We start from the raw sequence: 1,715 nt of genomic DNA, 5'->3' as shown, positions 1-1,715 counted from the left end.
GACCACCCCCACCGTCTGCACCGGTATGCGCGGCGTCGCCGACTGCGAGATCGAGTTCCACGGGCCCGACCAGGACATCCACTCGGGCGCCTTCGGCGGTGCCGTGCCCAACCCGGCCACCGCCATCGCCCGCCTCGTCGCGGCCCTGCACGACGAGGACGGGAAGGTCACGGTCCCCGGCTTCTACGAGGGCATCGCCGAGCTGTCCGACACCGAGCGCGCGCTGATCGCCGAGCTGCCGTTCGACGAGTCCCAGTGGCTCCGTACGGCCAAGTCCCACGCGGCCGCGGGCGAGGCCGGGTACTCCACCCTGGAGCGGGTCTGGGCCCGCCCGACCGCCGAGGTCAACGGCATCGGCGGCGGCTACCAGGGCCCCGGCGGCAAGACCATCGTGCCCGCCTCCGCGCACCTGAAGCTGTCGTTCCGGTTGGTGTCGGGGCAGGACCCGTACGAGGTCGAGGCGGCCGTCCGGGACTGGGTCGCGGCCCGGGTCCCCGCCGGGATCCGGCACTCCATCGTCTTCGGCGCCCCCACCCGGCCCTGCCTGACCCCGCTGGACCACCCGGCGCTGCAGTCGGTCGTCCGTGCCATGGGCCGCGCCTTCGGGCAGCCGGTCCGCTTCACCCGTGAGGGCGGCTCGGGACCGGCGGCCGACCTCCAGGACGTCCTGGACGCGCCCGTCCTCTTCCTCGGGATCTCCGTGCCCTCCGACGGCTGGCACTCGCCCAACGAGAAGGTCGAGCTCGACCTCCTCCTCAAGGGCGTGGAGACCACCGCCTACCTGTGGGGCGACCTCGCCGACTCCGCTTCCTTCCCGCATGGGAAGCCCGCAACCGCTTGACCCACGCGCCGCACCGCCACCTGAGCAGCCTGCCTTGTCCCACATACCGGGGGAGTTGGAAGTACCTGTGAGCACCCATACCGAGCCCGAGCGCCCGATCTCGCTCGCCGCGCCCAGCGGGATCGACCGCGCCGCGCACCACCGCCTCGACGAGGCGTGGCTCGCCGCGGCCTGGAGCCACCCGACGACCCGCGTCTTCGTCGTCTCCGGCGGCCAGGTCCTGATCGACGACACCCCCGACGGCGGGACCGGCATCGTCATGACCCCGGCCTTCGAGGCCCCGGTCACCGAGACCCACCGCTACTTCCTGGGGACGGACGACGACGGCGTACGGTACTTCGCGCTGCAGAAGGACTCCCTGCCGGGCCGCATGGACCAGTCGGCCCGCCCGGCCGGCCTGCGCGAGGCCGGACTCCTGCTGTCCCCGCGCGACGCCGGGCTGATGGTGCACGCGGTGGCGCTGGAGAACTGGCAGCGCATGCACCGCTTCTGCTCCCGCTGCGGCGAGCGCACCAAGGTCGCGGCCGCCGGGCACATCCGCCGGTGCCCGGGCTGCGGCGCCGAGCACTACCCGCGCACCGACCCGGCCGTGATCATGCTGGTCACGGACGAGCAGGACCGCGCGCTGCTGGGCCGTCAGGTGCACTGGCCGGAGGGCCGCTTCTCGACGCTGGCCGGGTTCGTGGAGCCCGGCGAGTCCATCGAGCAGTCGGTGATCCGCGAGGTGTGGGAGGAGGCGGGCGTCAGGGTCGGCACGGTCGAGTACGTCGCCAGCCAGCCCTGGCCGTTCCCGTACAGCCTGATGCTGGGCTTCACCGCCCGGGCCGTCACCTCGGAGATCACCGTCGACGGCGAGGAGATCCAGGAGGCCCGC

2 protein-coding genes are annotated in these 1,715 nt (G+C 73.3%); both read left to right on the top strand.

All coding sequences use genetic code 11. The features are described 5' to 3' along the window. Positions 1-841: M20/M25/M40 family metallo-hydrolase (locus ACFV0Q_RS41395; protein WP_385013252.1), on the top strand; the 841-nt coding region annotated here is incomplete at its 5' end. 67 nt (positions 842-908) lie between these two features. Then, positions 909-1,715 (top strand): NAD(+) diphosphatase (gene nudC / locus ACFV0Q_RS41390; RefSeq protein WP_385013250.1); only part of this gene is annotated, 807 nt, incomplete at its 3' end.

The sequence above is a fragment of the Streptomyces sp. NPDC059564 genome, from assembly GCF_042735575.1.
GTDB lineage: Bacteria > Actinomycetota > Actinomycetes > Streptomycetales > Streptomycetaceae > Streptomyces.
This window is presented reverse-complemented; position numbering and strand designations above follow the sequence as displayed.